This window comes from Prosthecobacter fusiformis (genome assembly GCF_004364345.1).
GTDB classification, from domain to species: domain Bacteria; phylum Verrucomicrobiota; class Verrucomicrobiia; order Verrucomicrobiales; family Verrucomicrobiaceae; genus Prosthecobacter; species Prosthecobacter fusiformis.
Genome location: NZ_SOCA01000011.1, coordinates 126,126 through 145,852, shown reverse-complemented (window position 1 = coordinate 145,852; position 19,727 = coordinate 126,126). Strand labels below are relative to the sequence as shown.

Annotated in this window: 18 protein-coding genes; 13 read left to right on the top strand and 5 right to left on the bottom strand. The window is 57.4% G+C overall.

Annotated elements, in window-relative coordinates:
• Positions 1-26: 26 nt before the first annotated feature.
• Positions 27-311 carry a hypothetical protein gene (locus tag EI77_RS20660; RefSeq protein ID WP_133797210.1) on the top strand — a complete coding sequence of 95 codons (285 nt, stop codon included), beginning with the start codon at positions 27-29 and terminating at the stop codon, positions 309-311.
• An 81-nt stretch (positions 312-392) separates the two neighbouring features.
• Here the strand turns inward: EI77_RS20660 and EI77_RS20655 are convergent, their stop codons facing one another.
• Positions 393-872: a peptidylprolyl isomerase gene (locus EI77_RS20655; protein WP_243838972.1), complete on the bottom strand. Its 480-nt coding sequence runs from the start codon at positions 870-872 to the stop codon at positions 393-395.
• Between the two features lie 258 nt (positions 873-1,130).
• Between EI77_RS20655 and EI77_RS20650 the strand changes: the two genes are divergently transcribed.
• Positions 1,131-1,793, top strand: a complete 663-nt coding sequence (locus EI77_RS20650) for a hypothetical protein (protein WP_133797208.1) — start codon at positions 1,131-1,133, stop codon at positions 1,791-1,793.
• Between the two features lie 91 nt (positions 1,794-1,884).
• Here the strand turns inward: EI77_RS20650 and EI77_RS20645 are convergent, their stop codons facing one another.
• Positions 1,885-3,783 (bottom strand): type II secretion system protein GspD, encoded by a 1,899-nt coding sequence (locus EI77_RS20645; RefSeq protein WP_166647403.1) that lies wholly within the window; start codon positions 3,781-3,783, stop codon positions 1,885-1,887.
• A gap of 355 nt (positions 3,784-4,138) precedes the next feature.
• Here EI77_RS20645 and EI77_RS20640 point away from each other — a divergent pair, with 355 nt between their 5' ends.
• The 10 genes from EI77_RS20640 to EI77_RS20595 are packed head-to-tail and all read left to right on the top strand — an operon-like array spanning position 4,139 to position 13,964.
• Entirely contained in the window at positions 4,139-5,740 is a 1,602-nt protein-coding gene (locus EI77_RS20640) for a choice-of-anchor K domain-containing protein (RefSeq protein WP_133797206.1), read from the top strand.
• Between the two features lie 15 nt (positions 5,741-5,755).
• Positions 5,756-6,820, top strand: a complete 1,065-nt coding sequence (locus EI77_RS20635) for a type IV pilus twitching motility protein PilT (protein WP_133797205.1) — start codon at positions 5,756-5,758, stop codon at positions 6,818-6,820.
• Entirely contained in the window at positions 6,807-7,673 is an 867-nt protein-coding gene (locus EI77_RS20630; RefSeq protein WP_133797204.1) for a hypothetical protein, read from the top strand. The genes EI77_RS20635 and EI77_RS20630 overlap by 14 nt, the downstream gene beginning before the upstream one ends.
• 36 nt (positions 7,674-7,709) lie before the next feature.
• Positions 7,710-8,261, top strand: coding sequence for a hypothetical protein (locus EI77_RS20625; RefSeq protein WP_133797203.1), 552 nt, complete (start codon positions 7,710-7,712; stop codon positions 8,259-8,261).
• Positions 8,262-8,280: 19 nt separating this feature from the next.
• Positions 8,281-8,859 carry a hypothetical protein gene (locus tag EI77_RS20620; protein WP_133797202.1) on the top strand — a complete coding sequence of 193 codons (579 nt, stop codon included), beginning with the start codon at positions 8,281-8,283 and terminating at the stop codon, positions 8,857-8,859.
• 6 nt (positions 8,860-8,865) lie between these two features.
• Entirely contained in the window at positions 8,866-9,630 is a 765-nt protein-coding gene (locus EI77_RS20615; protein WP_133797201.1) for a hypothetical protein, read from the top strand.
• Entirely contained in the window at positions 9,627-10,625 is a 999-nt protein-coding gene (locus tag EI77_RS20610; protein ID WP_133797200.1) for a type II secretion system protein, read from the top strand. The genes EI77_RS20615 and EI77_RS20610 overlap by 4 nt, the downstream gene beginning before the upstream one ends.
• A 15-nt stretch (positions 10,626-10,640) precedes the next feature.
• Positions 10,641-12,233 carry a hypothetical protein gene (locus EI77_RS20605; RefSeq protein WP_133797199.1) on the top strand — a complete coding sequence of 531 codons (1,593 nt, stop codon included), beginning with the start codon at positions 10,641-10,643 and terminating at the stop codon, positions 12,231-12,233.
• An 8-nt stretch (positions 12,234-12,241) separates the two neighbouring features.
• Positions 12,242-12,721 (top strand): prepilin-type N-terminal cleavage/methylation domain-containing protein, encoded by a 480-nt coding sequence (locus EI77_RS20600; RefSeq protein WP_166647402.1) that lies wholly within the window; start codon positions 12,242-12,244, stop codon positions 12,719-12,721.
• Between the two features lie 16 nt (positions 12,722-12,737).
• Positions 12,738-13,964, top strand: a complete 1,227-nt coding sequence (locus tag EI77_RS20595) for a type II secretion system F family protein (protein WP_166647401.1) — start codon at positions 12,738-12,740, stop codon at positions 13,962-13,964.
• Positions 13,965-14,028: 64 nt separating this feature from the next.
• On the opposite strand, the gene EI77_RS20590 is transcribed toward EI77_RS20595, so the two are convergent.
• From EI77_RS20590 to EI77_RS20580, 3 genes are all read right to left on the bottom strand, one after another.
• Positions 14,029-14,673 (bottom strand): NAD(P)H-dependent oxidoreductase, encoded by a 645-nt coding sequence (locus EI77_RS20590; RefSeq protein ID WP_133797196.1) that lies wholly within the window; start codon positions 14,671-14,673, stop codon positions 14,029-14,031.
• A 64-nt stretch (positions 14,674-14,737) separates the two neighbouring features.
• The gene (locus tag EI77_RS20585) at positions 14,738-16,939 is read right to left on the bottom strand and encodes an efflux RND transporter periplasmic adaptor subunit (RefSeq protein WP_133797195.1); all 2,202 of its coding nucleotides are present in this window, start codon (positions 16,937-16,939) and stop codon (positions 14,738-14,740) included.
• 7 nt (positions 16,940-16,946) lie between these two features.
• Positions 16,947-17,678: an efflux RND transporter periplasmic adaptor subunit gene (locus tag EI77_RS20580; RefSeq protein ID WP_133797194.1), complete on the bottom strand. Its 732-nt coding sequence runs from the start codon at positions 17,676-17,678 to the stop codon at positions 16,947-16,949.
• 104 nt (positions 17,679-17,782) lie between these two features.
• Here EI77_RS20580 and EI77_RS20575 point away from each other — a divergent pair, with 104 nt between their 5' ends.
• Positions 17,783-19,639 (top strand): N-acetylmuramic acid 6-phosphate etherase, encoded by a 1,857-nt coding sequence (locus EI77_RS20575; RefSeq protein ID WP_133797193.1) that lies wholly within the window; start codon positions 17,783-17,785, stop codon positions 19,637-19,639.
• Positions 19,640-19,727 lie beyond the last annotated feature (88 nt).

Below are 19,727 nucleotides of genomic sequence, written 5' to 3'. Positions count from 1 at the left end.
CGATCCGCAGCTAACATTCTTTCCCTATGGCATCCAGCACCCGCTCCTTGAAATTACCTCCAGATCTCCTCGATGTAGCTGAAAAGCGTGCTAAAATCTTAGGCTATCCATCGTGGTCTGCGTATGTAAAAGGTCTTATCCGCTACGATGCGCTTTGCCAAGGCCCCCACAGCATCACACTGCCATGGGCTAACCTGCCGCTGATGGAGCAGGACAAGGTGGACGCCAAGCTACTAAAGCTGACGCAGGACGGAGTGGGCGTGCGGGGTCAGTTGCTCAAACGCATCCTTCAGGGTGAAGCTAAACTGTGAGAAGCCAGACCCCTACCCTTCCACGCATAAAAAAGCCGGTCCCTAAAAAGGGACCGGCGAGAATAATCACAGTCTTGGAGGTTATTCCACGACCTTAGCGCTGGTGATGGTCACTGCTTCCACCGGCACGTTCTGGTGGCCAGCTTTGGTAGTAGTGGGGACGCCTTCGATGGCTTCAACGACATCCATTCCTTTGGTCACCTTACCGAAAACGCAGTAGCCCCAGCCGTCCTGGCCAGGGTAGTCCAGAAAGCTATTGTCCTTCAAGTTGATGAAGAACTGGCTGGAAGCGCTGTGGGGATTAGGCGTGCGAGCCATGGCCAGTGTGCCTTTGACGTTTTTGAGGCCGTTTTTGGCTTCGTTCTGAATAGGGGCCTCCGTGTCCTTCTGCTGCATGTCTGCGGTAAAACCACCGCCCTGAATCATGAAGGCAGGAATGACACGATGGAACACAGTGCCGGTATAATGGCCTTTTTTGACGTATTTGACAAAGTTAGCAACGCTGAGGGGGGCTTTGGCGGCGTCGAGTTCGATTTCGATGGAACCTTTGTTGGTCTCCATCACAATTTTGACTGGTTTGGTATCGCTCACAGGGGTCTCTTGGGCTTGGGTTAAACCGGACGAGCCGGCAAACGTAAATGCGAGGGCGGCTAGAAGCGGAAGATTGAATTTCATAAGGGTTGGGAAGGTGAATGAGCCATGGGCAGGCGCTTTTGCAAAGGGTAAATGTGCACGTCCACCCTGGGTGTGCATGGTGTTACGCGCCTCAAAAGCAGCGTATTTGAATAAAACAGCTGTGGAGGGTGTCTGTCATTTGTTATGAAACCAAAACTTTTTTCTCTGGCTGGTGTTGCCGTCTGCGTGGCGGCATTGAGTTCTTGCGTCGCCTATGATGATTACGGCTACGTGGATGGTGGTTATTACGGGGGTGCGCCCCTGGTAAGCCGCGGTGTGGTGGTGGATAATTACGTGGGCTACAATGACTACGGGTATGGATACAACCGGGGCTTCGGTTACTCTCCTCTGTATTCTAATGTTGGCTTCTTCGGTCTGGGTGGTCGCAATTACGGCAGTCACCATCATCACGACCATCATGACCATTACAGCAGTGACCGCTACCGTCGCTCCCCTGGCAGTTCCTCCTATGCTTCCCGTGTTTCACGGCCCAGTTCCTCCCGCAGTGGATTCAACGCCTCCGCACCCCGGATTCCCAGTTCTTCATTTTCGCGTCAGTTGAGCCGTCCAGGAGGCAGCAGTCTGTCACGGCCTTCGTCCTCCCGTCCGTCGTCCTCGTTTAGGTCTTCACCTCCCTCTGTACGGTCCTCCCCGCGGACAACATCGGCATCCTATTCCCGGCCTTCAGGTGGCTCGTCCTCACGGCCTTCGATCTCGCGTCCTTCCGGCGGATCTTCTGGTCGGCCTTCCGCTTCGCGACCATCTTCCTCTTCCCGGTCTTCGGACCGTGACCGCCGTTCGCGTTAATGCGGTTTGATAAGTCGGTATAAAATTAAAAAGGCAGGAAACTTCAGAGCCTAGGCTCCGGGTTTCCTGCCTTTTTCATGTTCCTGAACGATCAGAAATATTTCTTCGAGAACAGCAAACGAGCCATTTGCTGATTGCGGTCCAGGAGACCTTTGAGTTGCAACTGATGGCTATTGATGAGGGAAAGCTGGGCTGGGTATTGGACTTTCAAGATTTCGCACTGAGCATCGAGCTGCTCGACTGCGATTTTGAGCTCTTTCACTTTCCGTGTTTCATCAGGGGTGATGCGGCCTTCATAAATGGTGTGGTGCAAGATGTCAGTCTCACGGGTCAAGTAGGAGACGGCATTGGGCAGAGAGTCTGGGCCACCGATAATGGCACCGCTGTTGGGGTCCACTTTGGGAATTTTTGGCAGCAAGTGAGCAGGGCGCTGGGGAATAACGGACTGTGGCTCGGCAGGCAGACCGCCGTCGCGTGCATCGATGATCTGCGGAGTGATGAAGAGCATGAGGTTTTTGTGGTTCTTGCTCTTGCTATCGTATTTGAAAGCTTTGCCCAGCAGGGGGATGCTGTGCAGGAATGGAATGCCCGCTTTGCCTTCGCGCTCGCGGGCTTCATCCAAGCCGCCGACAGCAACGGTGTATCCGGAATTCACTTCCACAGGGGCGTTGTAAACACGGGATGAGGCCACTGGATAAGGGTTACCGTTGATCACCTCGGTGCTGATGATGCTAGAAACCGTGACGGCCATGTTCAGCAGGATTTTGTCGTTTTCCATGCGCTTGGGCAGGATGTTCAACACGGTGCCGATGGGCAAGTAAGCGATAGATGAAGTGGTGGTTGCCCCGGCACCGACGGTGGCGGAGGCGGTGCCATCCAGCACGGGCTGGTTCACGACACTGCGGAAGGATACTTCACTGTTATTCAGGGTGACCATGCGCGGGTAAGAGGTCATCTGAGTTTCTTCATCCCTCAGCAAAGCGCGCAATTTGACGTTGATGTCCTGAGAACTGAGGATGCCGAGGGCGGGGAAGCCCAACGCTCCGCCGGCAGCATTGAGGTTGGTGGGACTCAGCAGGTTGGACAGGTCGGCCCTGTAGCCGCCGTTGGTGGCCACATTGTTGTATTCGACGTTGATTTTATTGACCCCGGTGGCGGTATCCGTTTCCTGGGTCACTTGCTCCACCTGGCGGAAATTGCCGGTGTCAAAGGTACCGGTCCAGTCGATGCCGAATTCGCGTTCCGGGTCTCGGGTGGTTTCGATGAATTTGACTTCAATGGCGATGAGGGTCTGTGGCTTGTCCGCAGCATCCAGGTATCCTTCGATCCAAAGATGCTGTAGGCGTGTAGCGACGATATAAAGCGTGTTAGAATCGGACTTCCAAATGATCTTGGGCTTGCGGAAGCTGCTGAGCTCATTGGAGTTCATTGCCTTGGTTTCATCTCCCCCTGCGCCGCCCAAAGCACTTGCGGGATCTGCACCCACAGCACTGTTTTGCCCGTTTTCCTGCTCCTCCGTGGGGAGGCTGAGCAGAGAGCGGATGTCATTGATGATCTCACTGCGGCGGACGGAAAAGGTTTCCTGGTTGCCCTGGAGATTTACGCCCCCTCCCCCACCGCCGCCGCCACCCCCTACTGGAGTCATGTTAAGTCCGCTATTGGAGTTTACTCGATCCACACGCTCCAGGGAGTTGTGACGAATGAGGTAGGATTTACCGATGAGTTCCTTGTCATCTGCTGGACGGATGTACCAGATGCCATTGTCAGGGATGATGGCCAGTCCATTTGCTTTGCAGAGAGTTTCCAGAACACGAAAGGGACTGGACCGGATGGAGAAAGTGATCAGGCGAGATCCTTCTGGACTATCATTGGGCAGGGAGAAGAAGGAAATACCAGCATCCGTGGCCAGGAACCTCAAGACGTCCGAGAGGATGGCGTTGGAGAAATCATACTGCTGGGGAGGTGCGTCCCGCAGCTTCTGTGATTCCATTTCATACTGGGAGGTAGAAAAATTGAAGCCTTGGGTGCCCATCTGCGCTCCAGCATGTTGGAGCGTCAAGCAGGCGCCGAGGCAGAAAACCAGAAAGAAATGGCGCGGAGTGTGCATCGAAAGGTGTTATTATGATAAATATAGTGGAAGCAGATAATTTACTCAAATGCTATTTACCACCGCCATGAGAATATTTTCCGTAAATCTAAATTATCACTCACCCCCGACATCCAGCCTTTTGGCAAAAAAAAGCAAAAAGCACGAAACCGAGAAATATGATAAATATAGAAAAAGTTCACTTCCGTTTGATTTAGTCCACAAATTTCGCTATGTTTAAATATTTACCATAACATCCATGGAAACAAAAGTTCCGGTTATCACACTCACTGAAAAGTCTGTCCTGCACCGCAGGTTGGCCTTCTCCGTGATGGAACTGGTTGTTTTGATCGCCATCATCGGCGTCCTGATCACCGTGATCGTCAGTGTGGTGGGTACCCAGCCAGCCGCCGTGAGGAATGCCAAGATCGCTTCGGACGTGGCGACACTGAATCAAATGGTGGCAGCCTATGTCTCCGATGGCGGTAACCTTATTGGCCAGACGAATGCACAGACGGTGCTAGATAAAATGAAGCGCAGCCGCCCGCAGTCCGAATGGAAGCAGCATGCAGGTCCAGTCTCGGGTCGCCTAGTGGATTCCCGGCTGCGTGCCCGCATCACTTCCGCTCCTGAATCCGCCGGGCAGCAGCGGGCCAAGTGGAATCCCCAAACGATGCGCTTTGAGCTGACCGAGGCCAAAGGCAGCGCCGTCAGTGAGTTTTACCTGGACGAGAGTCTAGCGTCGAAAGACTTCGGTACAGAAAAGCGGACCGCATCCAGGATGACCTACAATTCCGTCGAGGGAAAGAACCAAGGCTGGGTCTGGGGTTACTCCAGTGTGGGAAAACCCAACTATAATACTCCGGCCGGCAATCAAGGCGAGGGCAATTCCAATCCCTTTGACCCGACGAAAGACGCCCCGGTAACGCCTCCAGATGACGGAGAAGATCCTGGTGACGGTGGCGGCGGTGGAGGCGGAGACGATGGAGGTGGGGATGATGGCCCCCAGGTCCCGGTAGCCGAACAGTTACCACGCCCGCTCATCAGCCCAACTAGCGGCACCTTTGCCTATGCTTCATTTCCCACGACAGCTGCGCTCAGCCCCAATGGCGCACCAGCCTCGGGATCACGCCTGGAATACCGCCTCAATGGCGGTGCCTGGACGACGTATTCTGGCAGCATCTCACTCACCCCGGCGGATAAAGTGGAAGCGCGAAACATCTCCACGGATACTACTAAATACAAAACGAGCGGCAATGCCTCCGCCTCCTACTATCGACTGACATCCGGCTTCACAGGCACAGGCAGCGGCACCTGGGGCAATGCGACAGGCGGGTCCAATCTAGTGACCTCAGTGCAGAACGGCGTGGAAAGCTCCACCTTCCTGCATGGCAATACGAAAGTGGATCTGGGCAATGGGCAGTTCCTGGATGCAGGGACGGAAAACATGCTGAAGTTCACCCCAGGCACATTTGATACCATCACGCCCAATGTATATTTTGAGCTGGGCGAACTGCTCATGCTCAATGGCAATACGTTTTATAACAGCGAGGCCACCGGAGTGACCCTGAGCATCAATATGAAGCTCACCGAGCCGGCCTACTCCACGGTGGTGCACATCAACCTGGGCCTCATCAGCACGGAAAACACGGCGGACCAGATGGCCAGTGCCGACATCGTGGAACTGCGCAATCCGAACACTGATTTTAAAGTCACCGTGGATGGGGTGGAATACCGCTTGGAACTAAGCTGGGAGACCCTGGATGCAGGAGCCGGCGTGGTGAAAGGGAACCAGTTCTACGTTTACGAGACCGCTACGGCCAGCGCGATGCTGCGAGGCCGCTTCATTCCTAACAAGTAAGCTTTTTTCAACGTCATGGAAGATATCAATGAACGCAGTCAGCTTGGATACCGCATGCTTCATCTCTCGAAGGATGCCGGGGTCAGCGACTTTTATATCACCCCATGGGAGCCGCTGACTTATAAGCGCAATGGCAAGCTGTTCTTTGATTCCTTCATCTACCAGCCGGAGCGACCGCTGGAGTTTACGGCCGGATGCGTGGACTATGCACTGACCCTAGGCAACCGCCGCTACCGTGTGAACCGCATGGTCACCCGTGGACGTCCCCGCTGGGTCATGCGCCTGCTGCCGGAGACTATTCCAGACATCAGCAAACTGATGGTTCCGCCTGCGGCTATCAAGGCTTTCCTGGAGGCCAAAAACGGCCTGTTCCTGGTCTGCGGTGCGACAGGATCCGGTAAGTCCACCACCATTGCGTCCATGATCCTGGAGCGGGCCAAGCGCCGCCAAGAGCATGTGCTTACCTTTGAAGATCCCATCGAATTTGTTTACCCTGAGGGCACGCCTTCGCTGGTGTCTCAACGGGAAATTGGCACAGATGAACTGGACTTTAATAAATCTCTGCGCGCTGCCTTGCGCCAAGCGCCGGATGTCATTCTAGTGGGGGAAATACGTGATGGCGAGACGGCTGAAATCGCCCTGCAAGCGGCAGAAACCGGCCACGTCGTCGTGGCCACCCTGCATACCTCCAGCGCGGCCCAAACGGTGCAGCGTTACCTCAAACTCATCCCCAGCGACCGCATGGAAAACGCCATGCTCTCCTTTGCCGACAGCTTTCGTGGCATCCTCTGTCAGCGACTGCTGTTTGATGAAACACGCGGCAAGCGCTTTCCTATTCATGAACTGCTGCTGCCGTATGACTCCGTGTGCGGGATGATCCGCCGGGGTGAATTTAAGAACCTGGAGCAGGAGCTCGAAGCGGGCTTTACGCGCGGGATGATCAGCTTTGAAAGGTGTCTCGGATTCCGTCAGCAGGATGGCTGGCGGCCCACCCAGGCACGCAAGACCGGATACGCCGAGCATGAGGTGTACGATTACTTATCACGCGAAAACCTAACTTCTGTTTATGCTGTTGGATGAAATCAAATCTGTCCTGAGTTTCGCCGCCTTCAAGCCGGAGGCGGATGATGCCAGCGTGTCCTGGAACCAGCGCTTTGAGGGGCGCAAGACTCTCCTGCTGAATGTGGGTCGCAACCAGACAAGCTGGCGCGGCCTTAATAAAAAAGGCCGCTTTGAAGAAGGCGGAATGATGGACGGTGAGTTTGCCGACATCGCTCCTCAACGCGCTGATGAATGGCGCATGCTAGCTGATGGCGGATGGTGTGTGGTCTCCGTTAACAACCGCTTCATCATGAGCCTGGAGAATAACATGATGCGTGGCGAAAACTGCGTCAATCTACTGCGCACCAATCCACGCGCCGTGCTGGGTCCAAAATTCGACCGTGGCAAAAGGTACGCGATTTGTCATCACCCGGAAAGCTCTGCCAGCGTGCTGCTGGCCTGTGAGGAAAGCATGGTCAAAGTCACTGAGGATGTACTGAAGACCATCGGCATCCGCCCGGGTCGTGTCTGCTGCGGCCTCTTCGCGCTCAATGAATACGCAGTGCACCAGCTCTATGTGGAGCAGCGTAGCGTGCAGCCAAATATGATCCTTATTTCAGCCTGCGAAGGGTCCATCGCCGTGCTCGTGCAGCAGGATGGGCAGTGGAAGGAATTACGCTGTCGCAGCGGACTTGGGCCCGATGCTGTGGAGACATCTCTTCAGATTATCAGCCCGCTCATCCAAAAGGTGCCCCAGGGCAGCCCCGTCTATTTCATCAGTGACGGTCAGGATGCCAAATTCCGCGCAGATCTTTTTGTTCACCTCCAACGCATCGGTGCCACAGACCTCACCCAGGAAGACCTGCTGTGGCGCATCATCGGCAGCCATTGATCCCGGCTTCAGCGCAATCCCCCACCTTTACTTTCCATGTCTGAATACATCTGCCACGACTTCAAGACGCCGCGCAATGACACCTCAAAGCGGCTGCCGAATTCCTTTAAACTGGTCCCCGCCTTCTTTTACGTGGCGCTCATCGGCGGTGCTTATTTCATGACCATGGACTACATGGCCTACAAGCGTGCCCAGCAGGACAAAACAGCCTCCGAGCTCGTCAAAAAGCAGCATGAAAGCGTGACCCGGGCGCAGATGGAGGAGAAGGCCTACCTCGACGGCGAGACGGCCAAGGCAGAAGGAGTGGCCAAATGGGTGGAAGGCGCACGCAACCTTCAGCCCATCAGCGTCGCCATCGCCCGCGCCATGCCACCGGAGGTGCGCCTCTCTGACCTCTCCATTGAGCGTAGCGACCAAGTGCCGTCCAACTTGTCCCTGGCAGTCCGCATCAATGGCGGCTCCGCCAATGAAGTGGCCCTCATCGAAAGCAGTATCTCACGCCTGAACTACCGCTCCTACTCTCCCCAACAGAGCAAGACGGGTGAGGTGGTGGAATACCGATCCACACTCGTCCGCCAGGAGCAGTAACCCTTTTGCCTAACCGTTTATGAATCCAAAGCAACTCGCCTGTGTCGTGCTGATGATGTTCATCGGTCTCGTCACCTACTTTGCGCAGACTGTTCATCAAAAAGTCACCGCCATGAAAAAATCAGCGGCCATGGCTGAGCAGGATGCCATCGCTGCGGAAAGCTCCCGCCAGACCGCTGAAATCCTTACTGCCCGAGTGAAGGCGGAGAGTGAGGAAATCCGCCGTTTCCTCCAGGCCTGGACCCCATACGTGGACAAGGCCCAAACTGAGCAGGAAGTGGAAGGCATTATCGAATTTAGCCTGCGCGAGCGCGGCATCACCCTGGTCCGCTCACGCAAGACGGAGCTGAAGGTGGCCCGTGAAAACAAGATCATCCCCAAAAGTGTGCTCACTACCCTGGTGATTGAGGATGAATATGCCAAGGTCATGAACTGGCTGGGCGATGTAGAAAAACGCCTTCCGCTGGCCCGTGTGAAAACTTGCCGCATCACAGGCGGCAGCACCGCCCGACAACTGCGCCTGGATGTCTCTCTGGAAACTCCGCTCATCAACCTTTCGGAAATGCCCGCATCCACCAAATCCAAGAAGAAGGCTTAATCTCCGATGAAACGATTTCATGCCTGTTTGAGCGCCCTGCTCATCGTCTCCTTTCCCTGTCTGAAAGCCACGGCTCAAGAAGAGGGTGATGATGAGCGCGTCCAATACACCCTTATCCTTCCTGAAGAAAAAACGCCTGAACTGGTCAAGCCGGAAGAGAACAATCCCTTTGAGTCCGTCGCGTCTGGTCGAGAGGAAGATGATAACAGTACGGAAGAAAATCAGGTGCGTGATCTGCTGCTGCGCATGCCCGTGGGTGGTGCCGCTTCCGGTCTAAAAGGCATGCGTGTCATGCTCGGCGGCATGCGACTGGAGCCTGGCATGGATGTTCCTCCTGTCATTCCTGACCAGCAGGTGGTCCTGCGCGTGAAATCCATCAACGCCTCTGCCATCGAACTTGTTTGGGTGGAAAAGAAACCTACCGGTCTGCCGCCCAAGCTCCTCGTCATCCCTATGGATGGCTCCCCCAGTGTCCGTTACCGAATGCCAAACGGTGCCACAGGCAGTGAGCAAGGAGGAGGTGGTGGTGGCGACATGGGCACTCTGCGCCGCCCAGACGTTTCCGCTTTTTCCCCAGGCAGAAATTTTGAGGAACCCTCCGTGGCCCGAGCTGAGCCGGTGGAAGAGCAGCCCCGTCCGGCCGCCGCCCCGCTAGCCCCCCCGCCCCCGGCAGCCCCATCTTCAGTCAAACCTCCGCTGCCACCTGCGAATGTGCCGGAGGCCTCCGTGATGCGCATGTTGTTTGGCAACCGTCCGCCTGAGCCGAAATGAAAGCCGCCTCAGTCCAGTCACTGCGGCACGGCTTCAGTTCCATGGAGCTAGTGGTCGTGCTCGCGCTCTCCGCCCTCATCATGGGTGGTATAGTCGTCAGTTATGGGAACCTCGTCCGCAGCCAGCCTCTGGTGGCTAGCATTGTGGACGTTCCCTTGGACGCAAAGCGGCTCTCCACCTTCTTCAACACCAGTAATTCAGAATATCGGGATACCCAGTCTGCTCCATCCTATGGCAGTCTGGCTGAAGCTGAAAAATTGCGTGAGCAATTCAATCACGATGTAATCAGCGCTACTGCCGTCTTTTGTCTCGCCCGCAGCGGAGACAATACATGGAAGCCTGCCTACATTCCTTATGATCCCTCAACAGATGATGAGTTGGATACTCCACAGAAATTTCGCTCTCACATCATCCGCGTAGCAGGCGTGTCTGAAGACCTCTACCGCGACTTTCGCAATCCTGGCATCACTAATAAAGAGCCTAACCAGCCCAATGTTAGCATTTTCATTCTCAGCTACACTGGTCAGTCTGGATTCCTGAGGGTGCTGGCCATCTATGACATTGATGTCATCCGGTTCACCAGCACCCAGCAGCCACTCGGATTCCATGCGAGCGTCAAACGCTATGCAGACCCCAAAGGTCCGCCAGATGGCACCGCTTACTCCCTCATTTACTCCGCCGGTTACCGCGTCTTTTACCCCCCGGCCAATCCCCTCGCGGCTAAAGAGGCGGACTTCAGTACCGATGGTTTCACGCCTCTTTACGTCACCTTCGAGCGCTACACCCGCCTAGCCCTGCGTGAAGGCACGACCATCGACCGCTTTAAAGTGGCGGCCGAGCGCCCTTTCTACTTCATCTGGTGGCCTGACCCTGCTGCCCGCCATCTCGGCGCACAGCCGAACACCGCCGCCCCAGGCACACCGCAGAATGCCTACAACCACATGGCTGGGCGAACCGCATTCATGTTCACAGTGCCCATGTTCCCAGCGCTCTGAATCCCCCCCTGGCTCATGAAAACCACCCTTCCAAACACCATCCCCCGCCAGCGCGGTGCCCTCATGGGAGTGGTCCTGTTGATGATGCTGTGCACGGGCCTCTTTCTGGCTTCTTGGGTCACCATGATGAGCACACGTGCCATTCAGGTGAGCTGGCTGGAGTCTGCCGTGCAACGGCGCCTTTCCCTGGAAAATTCACGCCTGCTGGCTTGGCAGACCGCCATGGACCACGGCTTTGATCCCGAAACAGACCTCAAGGGCCAGTCCTCCCTCCTGCTGGACGGTGCCGGTGGCGGCCTCGATACAGTCAGCGGGTGGAAAGACCTCGCCACCTACAGTGTCTTGTCCACTTCCACGGTCACACCCTACAACCAAACAGGCCTGCGCCCTGGCGGCTCTTTTTTTATTCCTGAAAAATTTGTTAGGCCAAACATCTCTGGGGAGGTCAACCTAGACCCCTTCACCTCCCACCTGTTTCTGAAAAGCCAATGCCCAGCCCTGAGCGGAGACCTCCTGGTCGTCTATCGCAAGCCTGAACGCTACGTCAGCAATGACATCCTGGACATTTACAGAAACACCGCCCCCTACCGTGTCGAAGGCCGGGTAGTCCTCCGCCATCCTCCATCTCTCTTTGCACGTACCACCTCCACCGTGTCCCTGCCCATGCAGGCCCGGTCCCTCTACATCCAGTCCCACGATGCCGCAGGCCGGTACCCTGTCACTGGCACGAGTCTGGATGGGGCTAAGCTGCTGCCCTCTAACCTCCCCGTCGTCCCTAGCTCCTCCGGCCCTCAGTCCACTACCGAGACTAAACTCTTCGACGGCTACCTCAATGTCACTAAAAACGACAGCAACCCGCAAAACTCTCTCTGGCATCTCATGGATGCGGACACCACCGTACCCGCAGACAAAAAGGCCCCGCAGGATGTTTTCATAGCGGACATGGCCACAACCGAGCCCTGGTACTTTAAAAAATACCGCTCTGGAGAGAACCCCCTCGTCCTCCCCCCCGATTACCCACGCGGATACGACGTGGACAACTTCAAAGTCCTCTACGTCAACCTGGCCGATCCAGACCTGAAGTATCTGCGAGTCGTCAATACCGGTGTGAACCCGGCCATGAACCAGATCATCTTTGTCGGCCAGACTTCCGTGAATTCTTTTGAAGCCGCAGGGAAACTTCCTCCAGTGACCGTGACCATCATCAACGAAGGATCTGATTACTGCGTCAACCTCGGCTTCCTCCATGAAAACAACCGCCGCGTCATCCTAGCCGTCAAAGATGCGCTCAAAGAGTCCCAAAAAGGCCGGGCGCTGAACTTCACTTGGTCCGGTGATCCCCTTCAGGGACGCGAGCTGCGCTGGCGCATGACCTTCGTCAATGAAGGACATGATGTGCTCCTGCTCCTGCATGACAAAAACAGCGCTTATGACATTCGCTGGATCGGCGGCGTCATGACGGACTGGTCCTTCCGCCGCGCTGTAAATACCGGTGTGCGCACCGAGCGTCTCCTTTTCCAGACTGACACCACCACGGATGCCACCCATCAGGCGATGCTCCCCCGCGATGCGTGGCTTGAGAGCTATTTCCTCCCTGACCAACCATGAAGCTCGCCATGAAAAATCTGACCCAGCAGCCGTCACAGCGCACGGGTTATACCCTCATTGAGGTCCTGGCTGCCGGAGCTGTGATTGCAGTTGCGTCCGCCGCAGCTGTCAGCCTCAGCAGTTCCCTCATGCTGCAAGAAGAGCTAGCTTGGCGCACCGCCATCACACGGAACTATCAGGAAAATATGGCTCGCCTTTGGCAGCTCGGCATGAGCCCTGCAGGCAGCAGTGATGCCACCAGCATCAGCGCCGTCATGCCCAATCAAAAGGACAGCGTAAGGCTCGAGGAAGCTATCTACGGCACCCCTGTCATCAAAGAAGGAGAAGCCGCTAGTGTGGATGGCCTGGGCCTCATGCAGCAGGCAGCCATCATCGCTACCGTCAATGCCTCCGGGAATCCAGGAGCTGAAGTGGAAGGTGCCCCACTCACTCTTCACGTTTACCGGCCCGCCCTCCCTGCCAGCCTGCGCACGACCGAAAAGAAATGATCCACCTGCCGCCGTCATGCTGAAAAAAGTCACCATCACCAACGTCAACACCGGCAACAAATCCATCTCCATGGTGGATACGGACACGCATGAAAAGGCGCTCCTGGGATCCGGTATCGCCGCCAACGAAACAGCCTCAATCGAGGACATCACCGGCCCGGATGAAAAGCTGCAGCGGATGACCTCTCCCAAAGGCGGGAGCGAAGACTGCGCCGCTTTTTTCAGTGGCCTCGGGCGCTGCCTTGAGCGCAACATCAGCATGACCAAAAGCCTGAAGTTGCAGGTCAACCGTGTCATCTCCGCACGCTACAAAGGCATGATCGCCGAGGTGGTGCACTCCATTTCCATGGGGGAAAAATTCAGCGATGCCATGTCTCGGTTTCGCGACATCTTTTCCGAAGATATTCTCTCTCTCATCATCGCCGGGGAAGAGGCCGGCCAGCTAGCCCGCGTGTGCAAGCGCATCGGCGTGGCCCAGAAAAAATCTTCCAAGACCCTGAAGAAATTGAAAGGAGCCATGATCTACCCAGGCGTGGTCATCGTGCTGGGCGTGATCGTGGTCATCATCATGAGCTTCACCCTGGTGCCGGCCATGTCCAAGCTGTTCCTCAGCTTCAACAGCGAGCTACCTTTCGCCACCAAGGCTCTCATCGCCCTTTCGGACCTCTTTATCCACAAGCCTTACATGGCGGCACTCCCCCTTGTAGCTCTTTACATTTTCTTTTCCAATTTTAGCAAATTCACCGCCATGAAATGGGTGCAGGACCTTGTCCTGAAAATCCCGGTCGTAGGCATGCTTGTGCGAAAATCCGCAGCAGCAGCTGGTTTCCGTACCCTGGCCATGCTCACGGAATCCAACGTGCGCCTCACCAGTGCATTGGAGATCACCTCCTCAGCCACTTGGCATTACCATTATAAAGAATTCTTCAACCGCCTGCGGGATCACATCAGCGTGGGTCGCACCTTGCATGAAGGTTTCCTCATGGAATCCCACTGGCTCGGCGCGGACGGTCGCAACCTCTGCGGCCTCATTGAACTTGCCTCCGAAACCGGATCAGGCACTGAAATGCTGGCCGAGATTGCAGACGACTACGAAGAGGAACTCGATAACATGGCCGCTTCTCTCGACAAGCTCATTGAGCCACTGACCATGCTTATCCTCGGTGTCATGGTTGGCTTTCTCATCTATGCCATCTATGGCCCGATGTTCAGCCTCGGCGACGTGATTTTGAAGAAGAAATAACGACTCCAGGGGAGAGTGGGGATGCCGTTTAGCCTTCGTAGCTGAAGGCTAAACTCCCCTGCTCTCACCGATGCTCGATCACATCACTGGCTTCAAAGCGCACCTTTGGCAAAGAGGCGTAACGGTCATCCGCATGCCGGTAGCCTGCTGGGCAGAGCACTGCGGCGGTCCAACCCTGAACGTCCAGGCCGAGGATCTCATCAAACTTGGCTGGCACAAAACCTTCCATCGGACAGGTATCCACCCCCAGGAGAGCGGCATTCATCATGAATTGCCCCAGAGCGATGTAGGCCTGCAGTTTTGCCCACTGCTCCAGCTCGCCTTTGGATTCCATCCCATTGCGAAAACCCACCACCATATTCCTAAATCCTATGAGCGCATCTGGGGTGCCGCCACGCACCTCCGCCATGCGCATGAGATTGGCATCAATGTGCGCCTCATCCATGACCTTCGGCACAGCCATGACCACAAGATGGGAGGCATCGCTGACCTGCCGCTGATGCCAGGCATGAGGCACGAGGGACTCGCGTAGGGCAGCATCCTGAATGACCAGAAACTTCCACGGTTGCAGGCCAAAACTGGAAGGAGTCAGCACCAGAGATGCCTCCAGCGCCGCCCACGTTTCCGCAGGGATCTTTTGGGCAGGGTCGAAGACCTTGCAGGCATAACGCCAGTTCAGGGCGGAAAGAATCTCAGAAGGACTGCTCATGGAGATCAATGCTGTGCGCCCATGCACCCGTGCGGTCAAATGGGAAGTGGGCGGACTCTCCCGTTCACAAACGGTAATCCAGGCTCACAAAATCCAGGGCGTTTAACCATAGGACCTTCCACAGGGGTAGGGTATCGCCATGGATGCGAGCAGTGCCGGTCATGCCAGGGCGCAGACTGATGTCCTCATTGGGCAGGGAGACCAGGATGCCATAGGTCACCTCCAGGGGCTTGAGCTTTCCATCCGCATCTGGCTCGGCCGCGATATCCCCGCCCAGAGTGGCGATGAGGTTGGATGGCAGCTCAGTGGCGGGTGCGGTTTTTAGATCCTCCATGACCTGCCCCTCATAGGTGCGGGAGGACCGGGCAGAGACGCGAAGTTCAACCTTTTGACCAGCGCGGATATGGCGGGCCTGGCGCTCATTCAGCGGGATGTAAAGTTGCAGCGGCTGCAGCGGAGCGATCTCACACAGGGCATCTCCAGGCCGCAGGCTGCCTGCCATAAGACGCTCCAGATCTGGAGTCAAAACGACGCCGGATTCCGTTGCTCGCAGGGTCAGCCGAGCGGCCAGCCGCTCCGCCTCAGCCAGGGCGACTTCCTGCTCTGCCAGCATCGCTTTGGCCTGCTGGTAGTAGGCAGGCGCATCGGACCCCAGCATCAGGTCCACCTGACGGCGGGCACGCTCTACCAGAAACCTGTTTTTTTCCACGTCACTGGTTAGGCCAAGGTTGGACAGCACCGCCACCGCATCCCCGGCCTGGACCGTCTGACCGGCCACCACGTTGATCTCCGCCAGCCTTCCTGGCACCTCCGCACGCACCCAGTCCGCCTGAAGGGGACGCAGCACGGCGGGGCGCTCCACCTTGATCTGCCAGGGGCAGAACATCAGCCCGGCCACCACCACCGTCAGCAGGCCAAAGGCACGCAGCGGCCGCCGCCAGGCACCTGGGGTGGCGGCGGACTGAGAGAATTGCTGGCTGAAAAAACGGCTCACCGGAACGATCAACATGGACACCACTGCCCCAGCCCCGATGGCATCTCCCAGCCAGCTCAAGCCATAAGGCTCCAGCAGGTAATGGAAGATCATCGCGATGCCGAGGGTGATCTCCAGCAGGTAGAGCTGGGCTGCGATGCTATACAAGACGAACCAGCCGCGATTTTTCCTGGGAAGCAGTCTTTCCACTGCCGGAGGCGTGACACCACCGAAGAACAGACGGCGGCAAAGATCACTCACGCACATCTGCGCCTTCGCCCGCAGATTCGGCACACCCAGGATGTCGGTGAGCATGTAGTAGCCATCGAATTTCATCAGCGGATTGGCATTGAACAGGATGGTCCAGACGCTGGTGATGAGCATCAGATTAAAAAGAAGTTGCTGCGTGGGGCCGGGCTGGGAAACCGACCACAGCAGGGTGGCAATGGCCGCGATGATGAGCTCAATGTAAATGCCCGCTGCAGCGACGAGAATGCGATGCCGCCGCTTCGGGAAAAGGTAGCTGTCTGTCACGTCCACATACAAGAAGGGGCTGAAGACCAGGAGCATGGCTCCCATTTCATGAACCTCCCCGCCGTAGTGCTTGCAGGTCAGGCCGTGGCCGAATTCGTGAATGATCTTCACCAGGATGGTCAGCACCCAGACGAGCGCAAGATTCGGCAGCGTCAGAAAGTCATTCAGTGACGGAGAGATGCGGGGGAAATTCAGCGCAAAGACGGCAATGCCCGCCAGCAGGATGATCATGCTGAGAGCAAAGCCGCCCCAGCTCCAGATCCAGCGCATGTGCCGCTCCATGCGGATGAGAAGCGCATCCGGATCCCACAAGGGGAGCTTCAAAAATAGCGCCTTCATGAACAGGCCCCACGGTGTGGCCGGCTTGTACCGCAGGCGTTGCAGCTCAAGCTGGCGGCGGGCACCTGCCGCAGTAGCCTCCAGGAATCCAGCAGTGAGCAGTTCCGTGGCAAAGGCGACGATGCGCTGCGTCAGCGCGGCCTCATTTTGCGCAAGACCGGTGTGGGGATGGCTGCGGGAAAAGGCCTCGCGGATTTCCCGGACAGAGCGCCTGCCGTCAAACAGTCCCGCCAGCGCATAATCCTCCGCCGGTAACCGAAAGTATTTCAACGACAGCGGGTCTTTGATGATGGCAAAGGCACGGCCCTCAAAGAGCTGGTGGCTGATGGCCAGGTCCGACCGCAGGGCGGAAGGGACGATGTCATCCGTGGACGAAGCGGCCTCCTCCGTGACCTCAGTGATGGACAGTGCCGCTGTCATGTCACACTTAAGGTTGGGCGAAATCCGCCTCCACCCGCATGCCGGCCTTCAGCCGCAGGCTGGCATTGTCCACGCGGAATTTGACACGGGACAGGCCGCTTTCCGCATCCAGCCGCGGGTCCAGAAAGACGACCTCGCCGGTGATCTCCCGGGGCTCCGGCAAGGAGGGCACGCGCAGTTTCTTTTGATCCCCCATCTTCAAAGTCAGGGCCTGGGCGGGCTCCAGATAAAACTGCGCCTCCACCTGGCGGATGTGGACGATTTGCAACAGCACCTCATGAAGCTGCACGGCCTCGCCCGGCTCTTTGCCACGGCTCACCACCACGCCCTGCATGGGGGCTGTCAGCGTTTTCTGCTTCACCCGCACGATGGCTGCATCCCGCTGGATGCGCGCCAGATCATGCTCGATGCTCTTGCGCAGCGCTTCCTCGCGGGTGCCGATATTTTCTTTGAGCAGCTTCTGCGCGGCATCGTGGTCGAACTTGGCCTTCTCCAGCATCTTTTCCGCACGCTCTACATCCAGCTTTTCCAGATCATCCGCCAGATGCACCAAAGGCTGGCCGGCCTCCACCGTATCGCCTTCATCCACCAGCATCTCACGGACCAGCCCCTCCACCGGCGTGCCTATTTTCACTTCATTCAAAGGCAGGATCAGTCCTGGCACCACACCGGCCCGGACAGTCGTAGCCAGCAGCGCCAGGAGGAGGGTGAAACGGAGACTGGTAGGAAAGAAAGACATTCGGGACAAAAGGATACGCGGCAGTGTCCCGATATGAATGGCTCTTGCACGTGTAAAGTGGAGATGGATTTGGCAATCTCCAAACCTCGTCTAAAATCGCAGCCATGACTCCCGCTCCTTCCGTGACATCACCTGTGCTGCTCGGCATTGAGGGTGGAGGCACACGGACAACGGTCAGGCTGGTGGATGGAGCCGGGACCACGATTAAGGCCTTCCACACCCATCCGGCCGTGCTCTCCCTGATGACCGACCGCGAACTGCGCTGGCATTTGCGCGATATCGCCAGCCGCCTGCCCCAGCGACCGCAGGCCATCGGCATCGGCCTGGCCGGGGCAAGAACGGCGGCTGACCAGGAGCGGCTGCGGCGCGCCACACTCAGAGTCTGGCCCGGCATCCCCTGCGTGGCCACCAATGACCTGGAGACCGCCCTGGCAGCAGCCCCGGTGGGGAAGAAGGAAATCCCGCGCGTGCTCGTGCTCAGCGGCACGGGCTCATGCTGCTTTGGCCGCGCACCCGATGGCCGCACCGCCAAGGTAGGCGGGCGCGGGCACATCATCGGGGACCGGGGCAGCGCCTGTGACATCGGTCTGCGCGCGCTACGTGCCGTGATGGCGGACCTGGACCACCGCGGCCGCATGGGTCCGCTGGGTGCGGCCATTCTCAATGCGCTCATGTTTAATGATCCGGACCAGCTCATCCCCTGGTCCGTGCATGCGCCCAAGACAGAGATCGCCAATCTGGCCATCACCGTCTTTGCCCTGGCTCAAAAAAAGGATGCTCTGGCGAAAAAGATCCTCAGCGATTCCGCTGCGATGCTGGCGGAAGACGCCTGCGCCTGTGCCTGTCAACTGACTGAGGATGGCGCGCCGGTGGAGTTCATCCTCAATGGCGGGGTGATGCTGAGAAACCCGGCGTTCATGAAGGATGTGACACGGCGCATCCGGAAATGCTGGTCAAAAGCCCGCGTGAGCCCCCTGCAAGGCCCCTCGGTGCTCGGCGCGGTGAATCTGGCCAGGGGCGTGCTTTTAAACGCCGCCCCTTCCTCCACCCGCCAGACTTCCCGCGTGGCAGCCCAGGCCTCCCCTGCCCTGGAGCTTCCTGCATCCATTGTGGACCTGGCCGTGCTGAAGGATTCCCCCACCGAAAAGCGCAACCCACGATCCATGACCCTGGACCGCCTGAACGTCATCCAGGGGATCGAGCTGATGCTCAGTGAAGATGCCCTGATCCCTCCGGCCATCCTCAAGGAGAAGCGGGCGATCAACCAAGTGGTGGCCCAGGTCATGCTCGCCTTTGAAAACGGTGGCCGTCTTTTTTATGCCGGTGCAGGCACCAGCGGCAGGCTCGGCGTGCTGGATGCCAGTGAAATCCCTCCCACCTTCCGCGCCCCGCGTGAGCAGGTGCAAGGCATCATCGCAGGCGGGCGGCAGGCGCTCTGGAGTGCCGTGGAAGGTGCGGAGGATGATGCCCAAGCGGGAGCCACCGCCATGACACATCGTCAGTTAGGCCCGGACGATGTACTGGTGGGCATCGCCGCCAGCGGCCGCACCCCCTTTGTTTGGGGCGCCATCCATGAGGCCAACCGACGCGGGGCCTTCACCGCCCTGCTTTGCTTCAACCCCGCCATGCGCGCAGCCGTGAAAAAAATCCACGACAGCGCCTGGCAGCCCCAGGCTCTCATCATCCCCAACGTCGGCCCGGAAGTGCTCACCGGCTCCACCCGCCTGAAATCCGGCACGGCCACGAAACTGGTGCTGAACCTCATCACCACCCTGGCCATGACCCGGACCGGCAAGGTCATCAGCAACCTGATGGTGGACCTGAACCCCTCCAACGTGAAGCTGCGCGACCGCGCCCTGCGCATCCTCGTGGACCTCACCGGCTGCACTCGCGACGCTGCCCGTGAGGCCCTGCAATCCACCGGCTGGCAGGTGAAAGATGCCTATCTGAAATTGAAGTAACTGCGAGTGCTGCCCCTGACATTAAGAGGCCCATGAAATTATTACACTGGTATGTTAACCGGCTAAAATATGCTTATACCAGAAGATG